Source organism: Streptomyces morookaense, assembly GCF_013030945.1.
Classification (GTDB): Bacteria; Actinomycetota; Actinomycetes; order Streptomycetales; family Streptomycetaceae; genus Streptomyces; species Streptomyces morookaensis.
This window is the reverse complement of sequence record NZ_JABBXF010000032.1, coordinates 13,087-31,211: the sequence shown is the minus strand read 5'-3', so window position 1 is coordinate 31,211 and position 18,125 is coordinate 13,087. Positions and strand designations below refer to the sequence as shown.

The window sequence follows — 18,125 nt, the reverse complement described above, 5'->3', positions numbered from 1 at the left end:
ACTGACAGTGCCCCGTAGCGGAAGCGGAAGGTCCGTGTGCCTCTCGTCACGTCAGACGGAGGCACCCTCCGGCGAGTTGGGGAAGTGGTCGAGAGGGTACCCGTCACAGGAACTCCGCATGCGCGTCCAGCGCCCGCAGCACCTCCGCCTCGTCGCCCGACGGCAGCCCCACCACCGTCTCCTCGATCCCCATGTCCGCGAGGTGCGCGAGCTTCCCCGCCGAGGGGTGCACCGCGTACGGCACCACCTCCGGCTCGCCGTGCCGCCCCGCCTCCCGCCACACCCGGCGCAGCTCGGGCAGGTCCTCGCGCAGCCCCTTGCCGCCGACGGGCATCCAGCCGTCCGCGTACTCCGCGATCGCCGCGAACAGCCGGGGCCCGGCCCCGCCCCCCAGCAGCGTGCGCGGCCCGATCAGCGGCAGATCGCCCTTCCGCTCCCGCGGCGCCTGCACCGGCTTGGGATGCGCCCAGCTGGCCCGTACGGCCCCGAACTCGCCCACGTACGCCGTCGGCTCCTCCGCCCACAGCGCCCGCATCAGCGCCATCCGGTCCCGCACCAGGCGGCGCCGCGACCGCCACTCCACCCCGTGGTCGGCGGCCTCCTCCACGTTCCACCCGAAGCCGACGCCGAAGGTGAACCGGCCGCCGCTGAGATGGTCGAGCGAGGCCACCTGCTTCGCCAGCACGATCGGGTCGTGCTGGGCGACCAGGCAGACGCCCGTCCCGATCCCGATCCGGTGCGTGACGGCCGCGGCCTGGGCCAGCGCCACGAACGGGTCGTACGCCCGCCCGTACTCCGGCGGAAGCGGCTCGCCCATCGGGGCGGGGGTGTCCCGGCTCGCCGGGATGTGCGTGTGCTGCGGCAGATACAGCCCGGCGAAGCCGCGCTGCTCCAGCTCCCGGGCCAGCCGGACGGGACTGATCGTCTCGTCCGTGAGGAAGATCGTGGTGGCGATCCGCATGGGCACCTCCGTCGCGGGGGGCTGTGTGTGACCCACGGTATGCCCTGACGGGCCGCCACGACCCGACACGACCCGCACGGCGGACGGACACGAGTGCGACGGCGCCTGTTCCGCGAGGCGCCACGCGGGCGTACGACGGTGGGGACACCCATTCCCGGAGGGACGGTCATGCAGCGGCGCAACGTTCTCAAGTTGACGGCTATCGCGGGAGCGACGAGTGTGCTTACGCTCGAAGGCGTGACGTTCGCTCACGCCGACGCCCACGCCGACGGGACCGGCTCGCGGTCCCCCGGCGAAGAGACCCGCAAGGTCACCGGCCGGCTGGCGGCCGGTGCTCCGGACTTCGTCCACCTCCCCGTGGAAGTCCCCGGCGGCGTCCGCGAGATCGCCGTCTCCTACACCTACGACAGACCCTCGGCACCGCCCGGCACCCCGGGCAACGCGCTGGACATCGGCATCTTCGACGAGCGCGGCACCGAGCTCGGCGGCGCGGGCTTCCGTGGCTGGTCGGGCGGTGCGCGCAAGGAATTCGCGATCAGCGCGGAGAAGGCCACTCCCGGGTACCTCGCCGGTCCCGTCAGGCCCGGCACCTGGCATGTCGTCCTGGGCCCGTACACGGTGGCCCCGCAGGGCCTGGCGTACGAGGTCACGGTCACCCTGCGCTACGGGAAGCAGGGCGTCACCCCGCACCCCGTCTACCCGCCCCAGCGGGCGAGGGGCCGGGGGCGCGCCTGGTACCGGGGCGACAACCACCTGCACAGCATCTACTCGGACGGCCTGCGCACCCCCGCCGAGATCGCGGCGGCGGCGCGGGCGGCCGGCCTGGACTGGATCACGACGACCGAGCACAACACGACGTCCTCGCACGGCGCGTGGGAGGGCCTGTGGGGCGACGACCTGCTGATCCTCACCGGCGAGGAGATCACAACCCGCAACGGCCACGTCGTCGCCCTGGGCACCGACCCCGGCGTCTTCCTCGACTGGCGCTACCGCGCCCGCGACCGCGTCTTCCCCCGCGTGGCCCGGCAGATCCACCGGGCGGGCGGCCTGGTCGTCCCGGCGCACCCGCACGCCACGTGCGTCGCCTGCAACTGGAAGTTCGGCTTCGCGGAGGCGGACGCGGTGGAGGTGTGGAACGGCCCGTACACGCCCGACGACGAGGTGACGATCGCGGAGTGGGACAACACGCTGGTCGCCACCGTCCGGGGCGACCGGCGGGGCTGGCTGCCCGCCATGGGCAACAGCGACGCGCACCGCGAACCGCAGGTGGTGGGCCTGCCCCAGACGGTGGTCCTGGCGGACGACCTGTCGCGCCCGGCCCTGCTGGCCGCGATCCGCGCGGGCCGCAGCTGGATCTGCGAGTCGGGGCACGTACAGCTGTCCTTCGGGGCGACGGGCGGCGGCCGCGGCGCCCACGCGGGCATCGGCGAACGGCTGCCGGTCGACCGGGACGCGGAGGTGACCGCGCGCCTGAGGATCTCCGGCGTCCCGTCCGGCTGCACGGCCTCGTTCGTGACGGACCAGGGCACGCTGTTCACGGCCCCGGTGCCGAGCGGGGGCGGAACGGTGGAGTGGCGGACGACGCCGGCGTATGCGGCGTACGTACGGGCGGAGGTCCGGCACCCGGCGGGCTCGGGAAGCGAGCTGCCGGGGGCGATGGCGGCGATGACGAACCCGATTTTCCTGGGACGGGAGTGATCGCGTAGATCCATTATCGGTGTACGGACCAGTGCCTGTCACCATCCCGCTGAACGATCTTGGCGCCGGAATGCGACCGTAGCGTTGCGCCCATGGATGCAGCGGAACCCCGAAATGCCGCACTGGCGGCGGAACTTGTGACCATGGCGGAGGCTGACCGGCGGACGTCGCCGGGCGCGAACAGCGACGACCCGTCCGAGCGGTTGGCGTGGCACCGTCTGACCGCTCAGCACGGCGACCGCCTGGCTCAGATCATGACCGAGCACGGCTGGCCGACCGTGGCACTGGTCGGTGAGGAGGCGGCAACGAGCGCGTGGCTGATCGCTCAGCACGCGGACCGCCAGCTGGACGTGCAGCGGAGGGCGTTGCGTCTGATGGAACAGGACGACGCAACGCCTGCTCGCCAGTTGGCGTTTCTGCGCGACCGAGTGCTGGTGAACGAGGGCCGCAAGCAGGTGTACGGCACTCAGATAGCGGGGGTGGGGAAGGGCGGCGCACCGGTGCCGTGGCCTTGTGAGGAGCCGGAGCGCGTGGACGAGCTGCGGGCGGGGGTGGGGATCGAGCCGTTCGGGGAGTACGTCGCCAGGTTCATGTGACGCCTCAGTCGTCAGCCGGCTCAGTCGTCACCGGCTCAGTCGTCATCCGGCCGGGTAGTGCTCCGCTCGCGCGACGGTGATCAGAGCGGAGACGTCCGCCCAGTCGAGCCCCGCCGCGCGGGCCCGGCGCATCCACTCCGAGAGCTCGCCGCGCAGCGGGGATTCCACGAGGGGGTTCGGGCGCCCCGCCGAGGAACTGACGAAGGTGCCGACGCCGGGGCGGGGCTCGACGAGCCCGAGGTGTTCCAGCTCCCGGTAGGCCTTGAGTGTCGTGTTCGGGTTCAGCCTGGTGTCGCGCGCGACCCGCGCAGCGGTGGGCAGCTGGTCTCCCTCTGTGAGGATGCCCAGCCGCAGCGCCTCCTGGACCTGCTGCACGATCTGCAGGTACGCGGCCATTCCGCTGCGCCGGTCGATCCTGAACTCGATCACCTACGAAGTCCCCTGTTCCCGTTTTCCCGTGTCGCCGCGGTCAGGTCCGTCCTCCGTCCGTGACCCCGGCCCCCGGGATCCTCGCACGGCTCACAGCGTGCGCCGGGCCGCCCACCACAGGGCGGTACCGAGGACCACGGCGGCCACCGCCACGAGGACCGCGGCAGCCGCCCACTGCATGCCGGGCATCTGGTCGAAGCCGAAGTAGTCGATGCGCTTGGCGACGATGCCCGTGTGCGCCCGGCACAGCTCGGGGGTGCGCTCGGCGTAGTGGGAACAGGCGCCGGAGCCGTGCAGCTTGCCGTCCATGTCGACGGTCCACGAGTCGTGGTGCACGGAGCCCTTGGGCCGTTCCGGGAAGGAGCCGCCCAGCGGTGCGGTGACGGTGCGAGGCGTGCCGAACGCCAACCGGTACCTGTCCCACACCAGACCGAGCACGGCGCTGCAGACGAACGTCAGCCCCATCGCCGGGACCGCACGGCGTACGAGCACGCCGATCGCCGTGCCCAGGGCGAGGTGGAACAGCGCCAGCGCGACCGGCATGGGACCGGTCGCGTCGAAGACGGCACCCGAGGCCCAGTTCCCCCCGTTGAAGTAGGCGTGGACCGGCTTCCACCACCAGGTGAACGCGGCGGACATCGGGGCGGTGCACACCACCGTGACCAGCAGCGCCATGGCGGCCTTGGTGACGAGCCAGCGGGTGCGCGTCACGGACTGGGTCGTGACGAGCCGCGCGGTGCCGCGCTCCCGGTCGGCGGCGATCAGCGGGGCGCCGATGAAGACACCCACGAACACGGGCACGAGCCGCAGGATCCGGCTCATGCCGTCGAGGTCCGAGTCGAACCACTCCTGGAAGTCGGTCCCGGACGGATGCCGCAGGAACTCCATCACGTCCGATCGCTGCCAGGCCATGCCCGCGCTCATCACCACGGCCGCGGTCAGGAAGACCAGGAACACGATGCGGTGTTGCCGCCAGACGACCCAGGTCATCCCGCGCAGCAGGCGCCGACCGCGGCGGCCGGGCGCGGGCGCGCTGGTCTTCGGCAGTGCGTCTGCGGTAGCACTCACGCTGCGTCCTCCTCGGCCTCGATGCCGTTCCCGATGCCGGTCTCGGTGCCGTTCCCGATGCCGGTCTCGATGCGGGCGGTAGCCGTGAACAGCGAGGGCACACCGGGCGACCGGAGACACCCCAACAGGATTTCCTCCAGGTCGGGCTCGGCGGCCTGCCAGTCTGCGGGGATCGCGCCCTCGACCCGTATCAGCGCCGTCAACTGCCGCCCGCGCGTGCGGGTTTCGACCACGGTGTGCGCGTCCAGCCACGACGGCGGACCGTCGGCGAGGTGAACGCCGGAGACGATCCGGTGGGCAGAGAGCAGCGCGTCGATCTCCCCGGCGAGCCGGACCCGGCCGTCGGCGAGGGTCACCAGGTAGTCGCACATGGCCGCGACGTCGCCCACCTGGTGGGACGACATCACCACCGTGGTGCCCTGCTCGGCAGCCTCGGCCATCAGCAGGCCGCCGATCTCGTGGGCGGCGAGAGGATCGAGGCTGGCCATGGGCTCGTCCAGGAGCAGCAGGTCCGGCCGCTTGCCGAAGGCCAGCGCGAGTGCGACCCGGGAGCGTTGCCCCTCGGAGAGCAGACCGACGCAGGCCTGCGGGTCGAGCCCGCCGGACCGGACGATCCGTTCGGCGATCCTCTGGTCCCACGCCGGGTTCAGTTCCCGTCCCAGACGTAAGGTCTCCTCGACCGTGAACCGCGGGAACAGCGGTCTGTCCTGCGCGAGATAGGCAATGCGGGCAAGCCCCGACAAGTCCTCCGCGGGCGCTCCGAGCAGCCGCAGACTCCCTGCCGTGGGCCGGCTTATCCGCCCGGCCAGCTGCAGGAGCGTGCTCTTGCCCGCCCCATTGGGGCCCACGAGCCCGCAGACCACGCCGGCCGGGATCCGGAAAGAACAGTCCTGCAGGGCCCAGCGGCGCAGGTAGCGCTTGCCCAGCCCCCGCGCCTCGATCGCTGACGTCATCCCATCCCACCCTGTGCTTGTTAATTCACTAGTCAGCTAGTGGAATGAGGATGATCCACTGTCCGGTGTCCCGTCAACACCCAAGCGCGCGCTGCCGCGCCACTATCGGCTCATGCCGCCGCGTGCCCGCCATCGCGACAGTCACGGCACAGCCCGGCCCGCTCGGCGCGGAAGGCCCGTTCACAGCCGTCACAGGTCTGCAGCGGCAGGGGTCGCTGCTTGGGCGGTTCGGCGGCCGGGACCGGCAGCACGGGCGGCAGCCAGTTGGCGAGCCGGTGGGCCAGGAGCCGGGCGGGCCAGGTGATGGCGCCGACGGGCAGATCCGCACTGAGCGTGCGGACGATCTGCGCGGTGCCGACGCCGCGGTCGAGCCAGGCGCGTACGGCGGGCGAGAGGCGGCGCACGTCCTTGGCGGACAGCAACAGCCGCGGATCGCGCCGCCGCAGCCCGGCGAGCAGTTCGGCCGCGGGCGGGTCGACGGGCGGCAGGGGCTGCTCGGGAGCCCGCTTGGCGGCGGGGGCGGCGGACTTGCGGCTGGTGTTGGTGCCGGTGTCGGTGGCCCCGGGCCGCTCGTACCACCGCGTCACGGTCACGACCCGCCCGCCTTCGGTACGGACGCGCTTGCGCTCCAGGTAGCCGGCTCGCTCCAACTCGCGCAGGGCGCGGGCGATGGTGATCTCGCCTTCGCGGAACCGGCGGGTGAGGTCCTTGATCCCGACGGTGGCGCCGTCGGGCAGCGACTGGATGTAGACAGCGATGCCGATGGCGACGAGGGACAGGTCGGGGTGCTGGGCGAGGTGGTTGCCCACGACGGTGAAGTGGGACTCGTGGCGGTGGCGGATGTGCACCACTCCGGCACGGGGAGGCCCGGTGCGCACGGAGGCGTGCGCGCTAGACTGCGCGTCAGTCATGGGGAAGGCCTTCTCTTCCTTGATGATCAGGCCCTCGTCCGGGATGCCAGTCCCGGCGGGGGCCGTCGTCTTTTTGCGGTTGTCGCGGCGACCGTACCGCGCGCTTTCGCACGCATGCCAGCGCGTCACCTGATGGAGTGACGTGTGCGGGGTTGGGTTGGTATTGGTGCTTCGCCAGTTCTTCAACGGGGCGGCGGGGGCGGGTAGTTCGCGGCGGGCCGGGATGTGGGGACCTCGATGCGGTGCAGCAACAGATCGGATTTTGCGTCCAGTTGCGCGACACCTGCTATGGACAACTGTGATGAAGCACTGGCGCGGCCGCCAGTGTGGGGCGCCCCGCACCAGTTCCCCTTGCAGCCATGCACCCTTGACGCCGCGAGCCCTCGTCGCCAGTCTCATGGACGCCCGTAGAACCCGGCACGCCGACGGAGGCTGTCATGGCGCTACTGTTCATCGCGAAGGACCCGAACACGAACGGTACCCAGTGCCCCACGGCTTGGGTGGACGACGAAGCACAGGAGATCGTCGTCCAGGGCTGGAAGGCCGGGGAATCCCTGCTGGCCCGCTGCCGGGAGACCGGCCCCGTACCCGAGAGCGAAGCGGTGGTGAGGCTGCCGATCCGCATGGTGCCCGCCATCAGGGAGGCATGTGATGTCGCAGACCGACTTGGCATTCGCTGACCTATTGGCGGACACCAAGCACTCTGCCGTGCACCTCGAGATGCGCGATTCCTACGGCATCGGCGAGGAAGCGACCGAGTTCAAAGCCTGGCTTGCGGGCTGGCGTCCGTCCCCCGAACCCGACACATGGTGGAACGAGTTCCACACCATGGTGCGCGATGCAGTGGCACGCGGAGTCGAATTCCGGCGCGCCCGAATCGTGTCGGAGCCGGTGAGCGACTACATCAGGTACGAGCACAGCTGCACCTACCAGAACATTGCCGCGGGGGAATCGGTGCGCTGGTTGCCCCGCCGCAAAGCGTCCGATCTCGCACTGCCGGGAAACGACTACTGGCTCTTCGACCAACAGGTCGTCATGTGGAACCACTTCACCGGCGACGGCGAGTCCGCCGGACCGGAGGTCGACAGGCGGGAGACCGTGGCAATGCTCTGCACAACGGCCTTCGAGGCCGTGTGGAACCGCGCGACGCCACACGAGGAGTACCCGATCCACCCGGCTTAGTCACCCATGCCCACACCCCCGTCATCCAGCGTTCAAGCCGCCAGGAAGGCCGTCGCCGATCGGTTGCGGGACCTGCGCCGGGACGCAGGCCTGACAGCCAAAGAGGTTGCCGGGCGCGCCGGCTGGTATCCGTCAAAGGCCTCACGCCTGGAAAACGCGGTGACTCCCCCGTCCGACGCGGACATCCACGCGTGGTGCGCCGCATGTGGAGCAGCCGACGCAGCCGCCGATCTCATTGCTGCTTCGCGTTCCGCCGACAACATGTACGTTGAGTGGAGACGGGTTCAACGCACCGGACTGCGCCGACTCCAAGAGTCATTCGTGCCGCTGTTCCAGAGAACCCGGGTGTTCCGGATCTACTGCTCGAATGTCATGCCAGGAGTCCTCCAGACCCATGCCTACGCGACGGCCCTACTGGAGGCGATCACCGACTTTCACGCCATCCCGAACGACGTTGCGGACGCTGTCGAAGCCCGGCTGACGCGATCGCATGTCGTACGTGAAGGCGACCATCGCTTCGCCTTGCTGGTGGAGGAGTCGGTGCTGCGGCACCGAGTGGGCGACGCCGCCACGATGGCAGGCCAACTGGGCCATCTCCTTTCGGTCATGGCGTACCCCTCTGTCTCCTTGGGCGTGATTCCGTTCTCCGCCACACGCCGGATGTGGATGATCGAGACGTTCAGCATCTATGACGAGGCCCTGGCACAAGTCGAGTTGCTGACCGCACAGGTGAACGTGACGGCACCGACCGAAGTGGCCCAGTACCTCAAGGCGTTCAAGGAGTTCGCAGACCTCGCCGTGTACGGGGCCAAGGCACGTGCCCTCATCACGGCAGCCGTGAACGAGCTCGGGTGACCGTCGTGGAACTTCGTAGAACTTCGTTGAGTGCCGGGCACTGGCCTTCCTAGCGTGTTGGGCATGACGACCCCCACCCCCGCACCCCTCGACCTCACCCCCATCCGCGCAACCGTGCGCCGCGCCCTGCAGGAGCACCCCCGCCCGCCCCGTAACAGCGAAGTCCGCCAGATCACGGCCGAATTGCGCGGCCACCTCCAGCGCATGGTCCGCGAAGCACAGCGGCGCGCCGACGGGATCGAGCGCGGCACCGAAGCCTGGATCCGGTGGTCCGCGCTGATCATGCGTGCCGAGGACGATCTCTACCGGGTCGGCGAAGTCGGCACCCACGCGGCGGCGACCCGCATGAACGACCTCGGCCGCACCTGCCGACGGCTCGCGGACTGCCTCGACGAGTGGTAGCGAGCAGTAAGCCGGGCCGGGCGGGCAAGCCGGGCCCGTAGGGGACGGTTCAGGGCCGCATCAGGGTCTTCCCGAAGAGCCGCCACCGCCCGCCGTCCGTAGCATCGTTCGCATGATGGCTGACATCCCCGTACCGGCGCCCTGGGGCGAGCAACGCGCCTCGCACGCCGACCGCGAGGCCGTGGTGGCGCGGCTGCAGCAGGCGGCGGCCGACGGTCGCGTCGACTTCGCCGAGCTGGACGCGCGGCTGGAGCTGGCGCTGAGCGCCAAGACCCGTGCCGAACTGGCTCGGCTCACGGCCGACTTGTGGCTGCCTGGCGAGCCGGATCCCGACCGGCCGCTGATCCTCAAGGGCGGCGTGCACGGCGCGGTGCGCAAGGGGCGCTGGCAGGTGCCCTCTCGCGTGACCGCCTACGGCGGCCTCGGGGGCGTGATACTCGACTTCACGCAGGTAGACCGCGAAGGGATATACGAGGTCGAGGTGGAGGCGCACGGCCAGATGGGGGGCGTCGTCATCATCGTCCCCGACGGTTGGGCCGCACAGACCGACGACGTGGACCCCGCTCTCGGCGGCGTCAAGAACGGCACCGCCCCGGACCCCCTCCCGGGCACACCCCTCATACGTCTCACCGGCAACGGCGGAATGGGAGGCGTGGTCGTCCGCCACCCGAAGCGGCGGGAGCGCCGCAAGCTGAAGCGGGCCGCCCTCACTGCGGCCTGAGCCACTCCCGCACACCGGAGCCCGGCCCCCTCCGTCCAGGAGGCCAAGGCTCCGTCATGACTGCGGTTCGAGGCCGAGCCGCAGGCCGATGCCGTCGAGGACGCAGTCGAGCCCCGTCTCGAACTGCCAGGTGGCGTCGTCCTTGCGGCCCGCCCCGAGGGCGTAGCGCCGATAGGCCGGGTAACGGCCGGTTTCCATCAGGTACATCATCTGCGGCGCGAGTCCGCGGCGCGTCTCGTCGCCGCTGGTCCAGCCGTTGTCCTCCATGTACTGGCGCAGCGCCACCTCCGACTGGCCGACACCGTGCACATAGGCGCCGACGGTACGGAACGCCGTCATGATCGTGTCGGCGTCGAGGCCGTGGTTCTCCAGGGCGGCCAACTGCCGTTCGGCCATGGCCATCCGGTTCGGCGTCAGCGCGAAGTGCGGCGTGGGGAGCTGGGCGAGCCAGGGATGATCCAGCATCAGCCGGCGGCTGCCGATGGCGTACGCGCGCAGCACCTCGCGCCAGCCGGTCACGTCCTCGGGAACGACGACCTCGGCCGTGACCCGGTCGACCATCAGCGCCCACAGGTCGTCCTTGCCGGAGACATGGCGGTACGCGGCCATGGGCGCGACGCCCAGCTCGGTGGCGAGGCGGCGCATGGTGACGGCCGAGACGCCTTCGGCGTCGGCGACCTTCACCGCGATCGCCGCGATCTTCTGCGGCGTCAGCGCGGCACGCTGCGCGGCTGCCGGGCGCTCCATGCGTTCCCAGAGCGAGACCTCGGGCTCGCCCTTCTTCTGTGTGGCCATGCGTACACCGTATCCCTTGTAGACGACGTACACATCGGTGTGTACGTTGTACGCCAGAGATACGCCGTACACATCCAGTCGCACACGCCCCAGGGGGCACCCATGTCCAAGACCCCGCTGCCCACCGTCGTCCCGGCCATCGACCAGTCGGCCGCGCCCGGCACGGCCGAAGCCCTCGCCCTGGCCCCACCGCGCCTCCCCGCAGCCGACGCGTTCGTCTTCGTCACGCCGGAGTGCCACGCCCTGCGGGACGCCGAGGCCGTCCGCCCGTACGCCGCCTGACGCCACGACACCGCACTGGGGGAAGCCATGAATCAGCGCGCGAAAGAATCCGCTCCGCCCTCCACGATCACGGAGTCCGCAGCCACAGAGACGGCACCGCCCTCCCGCCTCGTCATCCTCGGCCTGCTGCTCGGCATCATCCTGGCGACGCTCGACGGCACGATCGTCGGCACCGCGCTCCCGACCATCGTCGGCGACCTCGGCGGTCTCGACCACTTCTCCTGGGTGGTGACGGCCTATCTCCTGACCACCGCCGTCTCCACCCCGATCTGGGGCAAGGCCGGGGACCTGTACGGCCGCAAGGGCAGCTACCTGGCCTCGATCACGGTCTTCCTCGCCGGGTCCGTGCTCTGCGGAATCGCCCAGGACATGGGGCAGTTGATCGCCTTCCGCGCGCTCCAGGGCGTCGGCGCGGGCGGCCTCTTCGTGGGTGCGATATCCGTCCTCGGGACGCTGCTCCCGCCCGCGCAGGCGGGCCGATCACAGTCGATGATCGGCGTGATGCTGCCCGTCGCCATGATCGGCGGACCGCTGCTCGGCGGCTTCCTCACCGACCAGCTCGACTGGCGCTGGGTGTTCTACGTCAATGTGCCCGTCGGCGCCGCGGCCCTGCTGATCGTCGGCCTCCTCGTCAGGCTGCGCACCGAGCGCAGCACGGCCCGCATCGACTACGCGGGCGCCGGGCTCCTCACCACGGGCATTCTGGCGCTCACGCTGCTCGGAACCTGGGGTGGCACGACGTACGACTGGGTCTCCCCGCAGATCGCGGGCCTGGCACTACTCGCCGCGGCCGCGCTTGCCGCCTTCGTCCGCGTGGAACGGCGCGCAGCCGAACCCGTCATCCCGCCGCGCCTGTTCCGCGACCGAAACTTCACGCTCGCCCAGGTGCTCACGTTCCTCGCGGGCGCGGCGATGACGGGGGCGGCGAGCTATCTGCCGCAGTACATGCAGTTCGTCCGCGGCATGTCGTCCACGGAAAGCGGTCTCCTGCTGCTGCCGCTGATGCTCGGCATGATGGGCGCGCAGCTCTCCATCGGCCGGGCGGTCGGCAAGGGCCGCAGGTACCGCGCGTACCCGATCATCGGCGGTGCGGTCGCCACGGCGGGCGCCCTCGCCCTGCTCATGGTCGAAGCGGACACCGCCACGGCCGTGGCCTCCGCGCTGACGTTCGTGCTCGGCGCCGGTCTCGGCTGCCTGCTGCAGCCGGCCCTGCTGCTCACCATGAACAGCGCGGAGCCCCGCGACATGGGCGCCGCGAGCGGCACCACCACGCTGCTGCGCACCATCGGCAGCTCGCTCGGCGTCGCCGCGCTCGGCTCCGTCTACACCGGCCGCATGACCGACACCCTCGCGGGCCGGCTCGGCAGGGAAGGGGAACGCCTGGCAGGCGGCCACGCATTGACGCCCGCGATGCTGCGCGGGCTGCCCGAGCCGGTGCGGGACGCGTTCCGGACAGGGGTCACCAGCGGGCTGCACGGCGTCATGCTCGGCACGGCCGCACTGTGCGCCGTGACTTTCACGATCGCCTGGCTGATCCGCGAGGTGCCGCTGCGGTCGAACACCGGGGCGGCCCCCGCGGAATGACCCGCCGGACAGACCCTGGCCCACCCCGCTTCTCCTCACTCCTCCACCACCAGCACCGGCGTCCCCGCCGTCAGCGTCTCCCCCCGGAAGAACCCCGGGCTGCGCCGCCGCATCGCCAGCATCAGCACCGCTCCCAGTACCAGCAGCCCCACCCCGATGACGAACACCGACCCGACCCCGAACACCGAACTCCCGGTTCCATAGGCCGGGTTCCACATGTCGTACAGCGTCTTGCAGAAGACGGCGGCCAGCAGCAGCCCGCCCAGTACCGGGAAGACGCCCTTGAGGAAGGCGTCCCGCGCCGACCTCCGGAGCTGCTCGCGGAAGAACCAGGCGCAGGCGAACGCCGTGATCGAGTAGTAGAAGCAGATCATCAAGCCGAGTGCGTAGATGGTGTCCACCAGCACGTTCCGGCTCAGGAAACTCATCACCGCATAGAAGGTGCCCGTGGCCGCCCCGGCCCAGATCGTCGCCCTGCCCGGCGACTTGAAGCGCGGGTGCACCCGCGCGAAGGAGGAGGGCAATGCCTCGTACGTGCTCATCGCCAGTACCGTCCGCGCCGCCGGCAGGAACGTCGTCTGAAGGCTGGCCGCCGCGGAGGCCAATACCGCCACGAGCAGCAGCACCCCGAGCCCCTTGCCCATGACCGGTGTTGCCAGCGCAGCGAAGACGTTGTCCGCCGTACGCGGGTCGCCCAGCCGCTTCCCCGCGAACATCTGGGCCGCAATGGCCGTCATGAGATACGAGCCGATCAGCACCGCCATCGCCAGGATCGCGGCGCGCCCCGGCGTCTTGTCGCTGCCGGCCGTCTCCTCGTTGACGGTCAGGCACGCGTCCCAGCCCCAGAAGATGAAGATGGACAGCGACAGGCCTGCGGTGAACGCGCTCAGCGACTCGACGCCGAAGGGGTTCAGCCAGGTGAAGGAGAAGTCCAGCGAGTCGGGAATGCCTCCTGCCCGCGCCTTTGTGATCGCCATCGCCACGAATACGGCCAGGACGGCCAGTTGGAGGCCGACCAGCGCGTACTGCACACCCTTCGTCGCGGTCATTCCGCGATAACTGACCGCCGTTGCCACGGCAATGAACACCAGGCAGGTCAGGACGTGCACGAGACGGTCGCCGTCGAGGGACGCCACCGCATCGCTGCCCGTGAGGTCGCCCAGCAGCAGATAGAAGAAGGAGGTCGCCACACCGGCCAGGTTCGACAGCACGATGATCGTGGCGATCACCAGGCCCCAGCCGCACATCCAGCCGATGCGCGGACCGAAGGCCCGTACCGACCAGGTGAAGGAGGTGCCGCAGTCGGGGAGCGCCTTGTTGAGCTCGCGGTAGGCGAAGGCGACGAGCAGCATCGGGAGGAAGCCCGCCAGGAAGACGGCCGGGGTGCGCACTCCCACCTGGCCGACGGTCGGGCCGAGGGTGGAGGTCAGGCAGTAGACGGGCGCGACGGTGGAGATCCCGATGACGGCGCTGCCCAGCAGGCCCACCGAGTTGCCGCCGAGGCCCTTGGCGCGCACCTCTTCGCCGGCGCGGGCCGTCACGCTCACTGCCGTGTCTCCGGCCTGGGGCCGTGGGGATGCCTGAACCATGGGCAGGACGGTAGGTGCTGCTGTTTCCGTATGCGGGGGTTCAGGGTCCGTTTCCAGCTCCTTCAACACAGGCCGTCACCGCACCAATTGGCCTTGCATTGCAAGGCTTCCGCGGCGTTACGTCGGGTAACAAGCAGGCTCGCCACACCCGCGCCCTCGCCGCGATATCCGCACCCCCACCCTATTTGTCCCGATTCAAAAATTTCCCGTCCGGCCGCCTCACGCCCCCGTCCCCACCGTCTCCGTATCCCTCCCCGACCGCAGCACCTTCCCCGGCACCGCCCCCGTCACCACGTCGTGCCGTACCGTCTCCACACCGTTGACCCGCACGCTCACCACCCCCAACGCCCGTGCGTCCAGGCGGGGTCCGTCCCCCGGGAGGTCGTGCACCAGGGTCGCCGCCCCCGCGTCCACCCGCTCCGGATCGAAGAGCACCAGGTCCGCCCACCAGCCCTCGGCGATGCGGCCCCGGCCGCGCAGGCCGAACAGCCGCGCCGGCTCGTCCGTCAGCATCCGTACCGCCCGCTCCAGCGGCACCAGCTTCCGGCCCCGCAGGCAGTCGCCGAGGAAGCGCGTCGGGTACGGCGCCCCGCACATGCGGTCCAGGTGGGCGCCCGCGTCGGAACCGCCGAGGAGGACGTCCTCGTGGTCCCAGGTCCGGCGGCGCAGTCCCCAGCTGGCGTCGTCGTTGTCCGTGGGCATCGGCCACAGGACCGTGCGGAGCTCGTCGGCCGCGCAGATCTCCACGAGGCAGGCGAAGGGGTCCATGCCGCGTTCGGCGGCGATGTCGCGGACCACGCGTCCGCTCAGGCCGTCGTTCTCCTTGGCGTAGGTGTCGCCGATGACGTAACGGTCGAAGTCGGCGAGCCGCCGGAAGACGCCGGCCTCCTCGCTCCGCGCCCGGCGCAGGAGTTCCGTCCGGACCGCGGGATCCCGCAGCCGGTCGATGCGCTGCGGCACGGGCAGGGTCAGGACGTCGCCCCAGCCGGGCAGCAGGTTCAGGGCGCAGAAGGTGCGCAGCGACATGTTCATGGGGGCGAGCACGGGCATGGTCAGCGCGACGATGCGGCCGCCCGCCGCTCGGGCGCGCTCGCTCGCGGCGAGCTGGCGGGGGACGCGGTCGGGGACGGCCGCGTCGATGGTCAGGACGTTCCAGTTGAGGGGGCGGCCGGCGGCCGTCGTCATGTCGACGAGGAGCTCGATCTCCTCGTCGGCGAAGCGGTCGAGGCAGCCGTCGACGATGGCCTCCAGCTGGGTGCCCTCGTGCTCCCCCACGGCACGGGCCAGCGCGTGCAGCTCCCCGGGCCGCGCCCAGCGGGAGGCGACGGGCCGGCCGTCGCCGTCCGCATGGGTCGCGGAGCGGGTGGTGGACAGGCCCAGGGCGCCCGCGTCCAGCGCCTCGTGCAGCTGCGCGGTCATCCGCCGCAGCCCCTCGGCACCGGGGTCGGCGGTGCCCACGGCCTCCGCGCCCATCACCCGGCGGCGCAGGGCGCAGTGGCCGGCCATGAAGCCGGCGTTGACGGCGATGCGCCCCTCCAGCGCGTCGAGGTAGTCGCCGAAGGACGACCAGGTCCAGGGCGCGCCCTCCTCCAGCGCGGCCAGCGACATCCCTTCGACCCTGCTCATCATCCGCCGCGTGTAGTCCGCGTCCCCGGGGCGGCCGGGGTGCAGCGGGGCCAGCGAGAAACCGCAGTTGCCGCCGACGACGGTCGTGACGCCGTGGCCGAGGGACGGGGTGGCGTACGGGTCCCAGAAGAGCTGGGCGTCGTAGTGGGTGTGCGGGTCGACGAAGCCGGGCGCGAGGACGAGCCCGTGCGCGTCCTCCTCGGTGCGGGCCCGCTCGCCGGTCCGCCCGGCCCCCATGACCCTGGCGGATCCGCTCGTCCTGTCGATCACCGCGATCCGGCCGGCCCGTATGCCGACATCCGCCACGTAGGCCGCGGCTCCGGTGCCGTCGACGACGGTGACGCGGCGGTAGAGGTGGTCGAGCATGGGCGGCTTCCTCTCACTCGACGGGACAGGCGTCCGTACAGGTGGCAGGCGGAAGCCGGGGCGGCGACCCGGGAGGCGCCGCCCCGGCGCACTGGGGGTGCGGGGCGCTCAGCGGCGGCCCGCGGCCCGGCGGAAGCGGGTGGTGCGGTGCACCGGATCCGTGTCGATCTTCGGGATGACGTGCTCGCCGATGAGCCGGATCGTCTGCATCGTGTCCTCGTACGGCACCCCGACCGGCAGCCCGAAGACGAGCTGGTCGGCGCCCGCCTGCTCCCACCGTTTGCACTGGCGCAGGACCTCGTCCGGGTCGCCGCAGATCATCAGCTCCTCGGCGACGAGCAGTTCGACGATCTCCTCGGTGTACTCGGGCAGCAGCTCGGGCCACCGCGGGATGCCCTCGGGGCGGGGGAAGGTGTCGTGGTAGCGGAAGAGCAGCGACTGGAGGTAGTTGAGGCCACCGGCGGCGGCGATCCGCCGTGCCTCCTGCGAGGTCTCGGCACAGATGGCCGTGGACGTCACCATCACGTTGTCGTTGACGAACGCGCCGACCGGCTCCGCGTCCTTGACCGCGGTCTTGTACGAGTCGACGACCCACTCCATGTCGCCGACCTTCTGCACACTGAACCCCAGCACCCCCAGCCCCTTGCGGGCCGCCATGGCGTACGAGGACGGCGACCCGGCGGCGTACCACATGGGCGGGTGGGCCGGACCGTACGGCTTGGGCAGCACCTTGCGGGGCGGCAGGGACCAGTGGCGGCCGTGGAAGCCGGGGTACTCCTCGTGGAGCCACATCCTGGGGAACTCGGCGATCGTCTCCTCCCAGATCTCCCTGGTGACGTCCATGTCGGAGATACCGGGCAGGAAACCGAGGATCTCGTGACTGCCCGCGCCGCGCCCGGTGCCGAACTCGAAGCGCCCGCCGGAGAGATGGTCGAGCATGGCGGCCTTCTCGGCGACCTTGACCGGGTGGTTGACCTGCGGAAGCGGGTTGAAGATGCCGGAGCCGAGGTGGATGCGGTCGGTCGCGTGGGCGAGATACCCGAGGAAGACGTCGTTGGCGGAGAGATGGGAGTACTCGTCGAGGAAGTGGTGCTCGGTGGCCCAGGCGTACTTGAAGCCGGAGCGGTCGGCCTGGACGACGTACTCGGCCTCCTCCAGCAGCGCGTGGTGTTCGGCGTGGGGATCGGCCCGCCGCCTGCTCGCCGGTACGTAGCCCTGCACGAAGATGCCGAATTCCACGGGGTCACCATCCCTGTTTCTGACGCTCCGTCAGATCGAGCTGGTGCGACTCTGGCACCGGCGCCATCGGACGTCAATAAGCGGGGCGTTCACGTGGGCATGCGACCTGCCGACAGCCAGCCGCCGTCCACGACGAGGGTCTGTCCGGTGACGTACGAGGACTCGTCCGAGCTGAGGAACAGCACGAGCTGTGCCACCTCCGGCGGCCGGCCCATCCGCCCCAGCGGCACCAGCGTGCGGAACATCTCCTCCATGGCCGCACCGGTCTTCTGCGGCCGCGGATTGATCATCGGGGTGTCGATGCCGCCGGGGCACACGGCGTTGACGCGGATCCCCTGCGCCGCCAGCTCCAGCGCCGCGACCCGCGTCATGCCGAGCACGGCGGCCTTGGACGCCGCGTAGGAGGTGAGCAGTGGCAGGCCCGAAAGGCCCGCGTACGACGAGATGTTGACGACCGTCCCGCCACCGGCCGCCGCGAGCAAGGGCGCTGCGGCGCGCATGCCCAGGAACGTACCGGTCTGGTTGACGCGGACGACCTCGTGGTACTCGTCGAGCGAGGTGTCGACGAGGGCGGTGTTCCGCAGGATGCCGGCGTTGTTGACGAGCCCGTCGAGACGCCCGAAGGCCGCGGCGGCGGCTGCGACGGCTGCGTCCCAGTCGTCTTCCTCGCCGACGTCGAGATGGACGTAACGGGCGACGTCCTCGCCGAGTTCGGCGGCGAGGACGGCGCCCTCCTTGTCCAGGACGTCCGCCAGGACGACGTGCGCACCCTCGGCGGCGAAGAGGCGTGCTTCCTCGGCTCCTTGGCCACGCGATGCGCCCGTGATGAGGATGACGCGCCCGTCGAGCCTGCCCATCGGCTTCTCCT

Annotated in this window: 19 protein-coding genes; 9 read left to right on the top strand and 10 right to left on the bottom strand. The window is 70.9% G+C overall.

The genetic code is table 11. From position 1 onward, the window contains the following. Positions 1–103 precede the first annotated feature (103 nt). Positions 104–961, bottom strand: coding sequence for a TIGR03619 family F420-dependent LLM class oxidoreductase (locus tag HG542_RS15270; RefSeq protein WP_171081687.1), 858 nt, complete (start codon positions 959–961; stop codon positions 104–106). Positions 962–1,129: 168 nt separating this feature from the next. Here HG542_RS15270 and HG542_RS15265 point away from each other — a divergent pair, with 168 nt between their 5' ends. After that, positions 1,130–2,659: a CehA/McbA family metallohydrolase gene (locus HG542_RS15265; protein ID WP_171081685.1), complete on the top strand. Its 1,530-nt coding sequence runs from the start codon at positions 1,130–1,132 to the stop codon at positions 2,657–2,659. Between the two features lie 92 nt (positions 2,660–2,751). Beyond that, on the top strand, positions 2,752–3,255 hold the full coding sequence (locus HG542_RS15260; RefSeq protein ID WP_171081683.1) for a DUF6624 domain-containing protein: 504 nt from the start codon (positions 2,752–2,754) through the stop codon (positions 3,253–3,255). Between the two features lie 42 nt (positions 3,256–3,297). On the opposite strand, the gene HG542_RS15255 is transcribed toward HG542_RS15260, so the two are convergent. The 4 genes from HG542_RS15255 to HG542_RS15240 form a co-directional block, all read right to left on the bottom strand. Continuing rightward, the gene (locus tag HG542_RS15255; RefSeq protein WP_171081867.1) at positions 3,298–3,651 is read right to left on the bottom strand and encodes a GntR family transcriptional regulator; all 354 of its coding nucleotides are present in this window, start codon (positions 3,649–3,651) and stop codon (positions 3,298–3,300) included. Positions 3,652–3,774: 123 nt separating this feature from the next. Beyond that, positions 3,775–4,752, bottom strand: coding sequence for an ABC transporter permease (locus HG542_RS15250; protein ID WP_171081681.1), 978 nt, complete (start codon positions 4,750–4,752; stop codon positions 3,775–3,777). After that, the gene (locus HG542_RS15245) at positions 4,749–5,705 is read right to left on the bottom strand and encodes an ABC transporter ATP-binding protein (RefSeq protein ID WP_171081680.1); all 957 of its coding nucleotides are present in this window, start codon (positions 5,703–5,705) and stop codon (positions 4,749–4,751) included. The genes HG542_RS15250 and HG542_RS15245 overlap by 4 nt, the downstream gene beginning before the upstream one ends. 110 nt (positions 5,706–5,815) lie before the next feature. After that, on the bottom strand, positions 5,816–6,616 hold the full coding sequence (locus HG542_RS15240) for a helix-turn-helix domain-containing protein (RefSeq protein WP_171081678.1): 801 nt from the start codon (positions 6,614–6,616) through the stop codon (positions 5,816–5,818). Positions 6,617–7,053: 437 nt separating this feature from the next. Here HG542_RS15240 and HG542_RS15235 point away from each other — a divergent pair, with 437 nt between their 5' ends. From HG542_RS15235 to HG542_RS15215, 5 genes are all read left to right on the top strand, one after another. After that, a complete protein-coding gene (locus tag HG542_RS15235; protein ID WP_171081676.1) occupies positions 7,054–7,296 on the top strand; it encodes a hypothetical protein in 243 nt (80 codons plus the stop codon). Next, entirely contained in the window at positions 7,268–7,798 is a 531-nt protein-coding gene (locus tag HG542_RS15230; protein ID WP_171081674.1) for a DUF6879 family protein, read from the top strand. Before HG542_RS15235 ends, HG542_RS15230 begins: the two co-directional genes overlap by 29 nt. A gap of 6 nt (positions 7,799–7,804) precedes the next feature. After that, positions 7,805–8,653, top strand: coding sequence for a helix-turn-helix domain-containing protein (locus tag HG542_RS15225; protein WP_171081672.1), 849 nt, complete (start codon positions 7,805–7,807; stop codon positions 8,651–8,653). Between the two features lie 63 nt (positions 8,654–8,716). Then, positions 8,717–9,055: a DUF6415 family natural product biosynthesis protein gene (locus HG542_RS15220; protein WP_171081670.1), complete on the top strand. Its 339-nt coding sequence runs from the start codon at positions 8,717–8,719 to the stop codon at positions 9,053–9,055. A gap of 112 nt (positions 9,056–9,167) precedes the next feature. Next, positions 9,168–9,776, top strand: a complete 609-nt coding sequence (locus HG542_RS15215) for a DUF1707 SHOCT-like domain-containing protein (RefSeq protein WP_229922482.1) — start codon at positions 9,168–9,170, stop codon at positions 9,774–9,776. Between the two features lie 54 nt (positions 9,777–9,830). Here the strand turns inward: HG542_RS15215 and HG542_RS15210 are convergent, their stop codons facing one another. Then, positions 9,831–10,571: a TetR/AcrR family transcriptional regulator gene (locus tag HG542_RS15210; protein ID WP_171081669.1), complete on the bottom strand. Its 741-nt coding sequence runs from the start codon at positions 10,569–10,571 to the stop codon at positions 9,831–9,833. A 102-nt stretch (positions 10,572–10,673) separates the two neighbouring features. On the opposite strand from HG542_RS15210, the gene HG542_RS15205 reads away from it, so the two are divergent. Beyond that, positions 10,674–10,853 (top strand): hypothetical protein, encoded by a 180-nt coding sequence (locus HG542_RS15205; RefSeq protein WP_176606580.1) that lies wholly within the window; start codon positions 10,674–10,676, stop codon positions 10,851–10,853. Positions 10,854–10,880: 27 nt separating this feature from the next. Beyond that, positions 10,881–12,437, top strand: coding sequence for an MDR family MFS transporter (locus HG542_RS15200; RefSeq protein ID WP_171081668.1), 1,557 nt, complete (start codon positions 10,881–10,883; stop codon positions 12,435–12,437). A gap of 35 nt (positions 12,438–12,472) precedes the next feature. On the opposite strand, the gene HG542_RS15195 is transcribed toward HG542_RS15200, so the two are convergent. From HG542_RS15195 to HG542_RS15180, 4 genes are all read right to left on the bottom strand, one after another. Beyond that, a complete protein-coding gene (locus HG542_RS15195; protein WP_171081666.1) occupies positions 12,473–14,026 on the bottom strand; it encodes an APC family permease in 1,554 nt (517 codons plus the stop codon). Positions 14,027–14,245: 219 nt separating this feature from the next. Next, the gene (locus tag HG542_RS15190) at positions 14,246–16,018 is read right to left on the bottom strand and encodes an N-acyl-D-amino-acid deacylase family protein (RefSeq protein ID WP_171081665.1); all 1,773 of its coding nucleotides are present in this window, start codon (positions 16,016–16,018) and stop codon (positions 14,246–14,248) included. Between the two features lie 108 nt (positions 16,019–16,126). After that, a complete protein-coding gene (locus HG542_RS15185) occupies positions 16,127–17,257 on the bottom strand; it encodes an LLM class flavin-dependent oxidoreductase (protein WP_171081663.1) in 1,131 nt (376 codons plus the stop codon). A gap of 89 nt (positions 17,258–17,346) precedes the next feature. Then, entirely contained in the window at positions 17,347–18,114 is a 768-nt protein-coding gene (locus tag HG542_RS15180) for an SDR family NAD(P)-dependent oxidoreductase (RefSeq protein ID WP_171081661.1), read from the bottom strand. Positions 18,115–18,125 lie beyond the last annotated feature (11 nt).

Bases quoted from the DNA above. Each gene is read 5' to 3' on its own strand.
- HG542_RS15270 (WP_171081687.1), bottom strand. From the start codon at position 961: ATGCGGATCGCCACCACGATCTTCCTCACGGACGAGACGATCAGTCCC.
- HG542_RS15265 (WP_171081685.1), top strand. From the start codon at position 1,130: ATGCAGCGGCGCAACGTTCTCAAGTTGACGGCTATCGCGGGAGCGACG.
- HG542_RS15260 (WP_171081683.1), top strand. From the start codon at position 2,752: ATGGATGCAGCGGAACCCCGAAATGCCGCACTGGCGGCGGAACTTGTG.
- HG542_RS15255 (WP_171081867.1), bottom strand. From the start codon at position 3,651: ATGGCCGCGTACCTGCAGATCGTGCAGCAGGTCCAGGAGGCGCTGCGG.
- HG542_RS15245 (WP_171081680.1), bottom strand. From the start codon at position 5,705: ATGACGTCAGCGATCGAGGCGCGGGGGCTGGGCAAGCGCTACCTGCGC.
- HG542_RS15240 (WP_171081678.1), bottom strand. From the start codon at position 6,616: ATGACTGACGCGCAGTCTAGCGCGCACGCCTCCGTGCGCACCGGGCCT.
- HG542_RS15235 (WP_171081676.1), top strand. From the start codon at position 7,054: ATGGCGCTACTGTTCATCGCGAAGGACCCGAACACGAACGGTACCCAG.
- HG542_RS15230 (WP_171081674.1), top strand. From the start codon at position 7,268: ATGTCGCAGACCGACTTGGCATTCGCTGACCTATTGGCGGACACCAAG.
- HG542_RS15225 (WP_171081672.1), top strand. From the start codon at position 7,805: ATGCCCACACCCCCGTCATCCAGCGTTCAAGCCGCCAGGAAGGCCGTC.
- HG542_RS15220 (WP_171081670.1), top strand. From the start codon at position 8,717: ATGACGACCCCCACCCCCGCACCCCTCGACCTCACCCCCATCCGCGCA.
- HG542_RS15215 (WP_229922482.1), top strand. From the start codon at position 9,168: ATGATGGCTGACATCCCCGTACCGGCGCCCTGGGGCGAGCAACGCGCC.
- HG542_RS15210 (WP_171081669.1), bottom strand. From the start codon at position 10,571: ATGGCCACACAGAAGAAGGGCGAGCCCGAGGTCTCGCTCTGGGAACGC.
- HG542_RS15205 (WP_176606580.1), top strand. From the start codon at position 10,674: ATGTCCAAGACCCCGCTGCCCACCGTCGTCCCGGCCATCGACCAGTCG.
- HG542_RS15200 (WP_171081668.1), top strand. From the start codon at position 10,881: ATGAATCAGCGCGCGAAAGAATCCGCTCCGCCCTCCACGATCACGGAG.
- HG542_RS15195 (WP_171081666.1), bottom strand. From the start codon at position 14,026: ATGGTTCAGGCATCCCCACGGCCCCAGGCCGGAGACACGGCAGTGAGC.
- HG542_RS15190 (WP_171081665.1), bottom strand. From the start codon at position 16,018: ATGCTCGACCACCTCTACCGCCGCGTCACCGTCGTCGACGGCACCGGA.
- HG542_RS15180 (WP_171081661.1), bottom strand. From the start codon at position 18,114: ATGGGCAGGCTCGACGGGCGCGTCATCCTCATCACGGGCGCATCGCGT.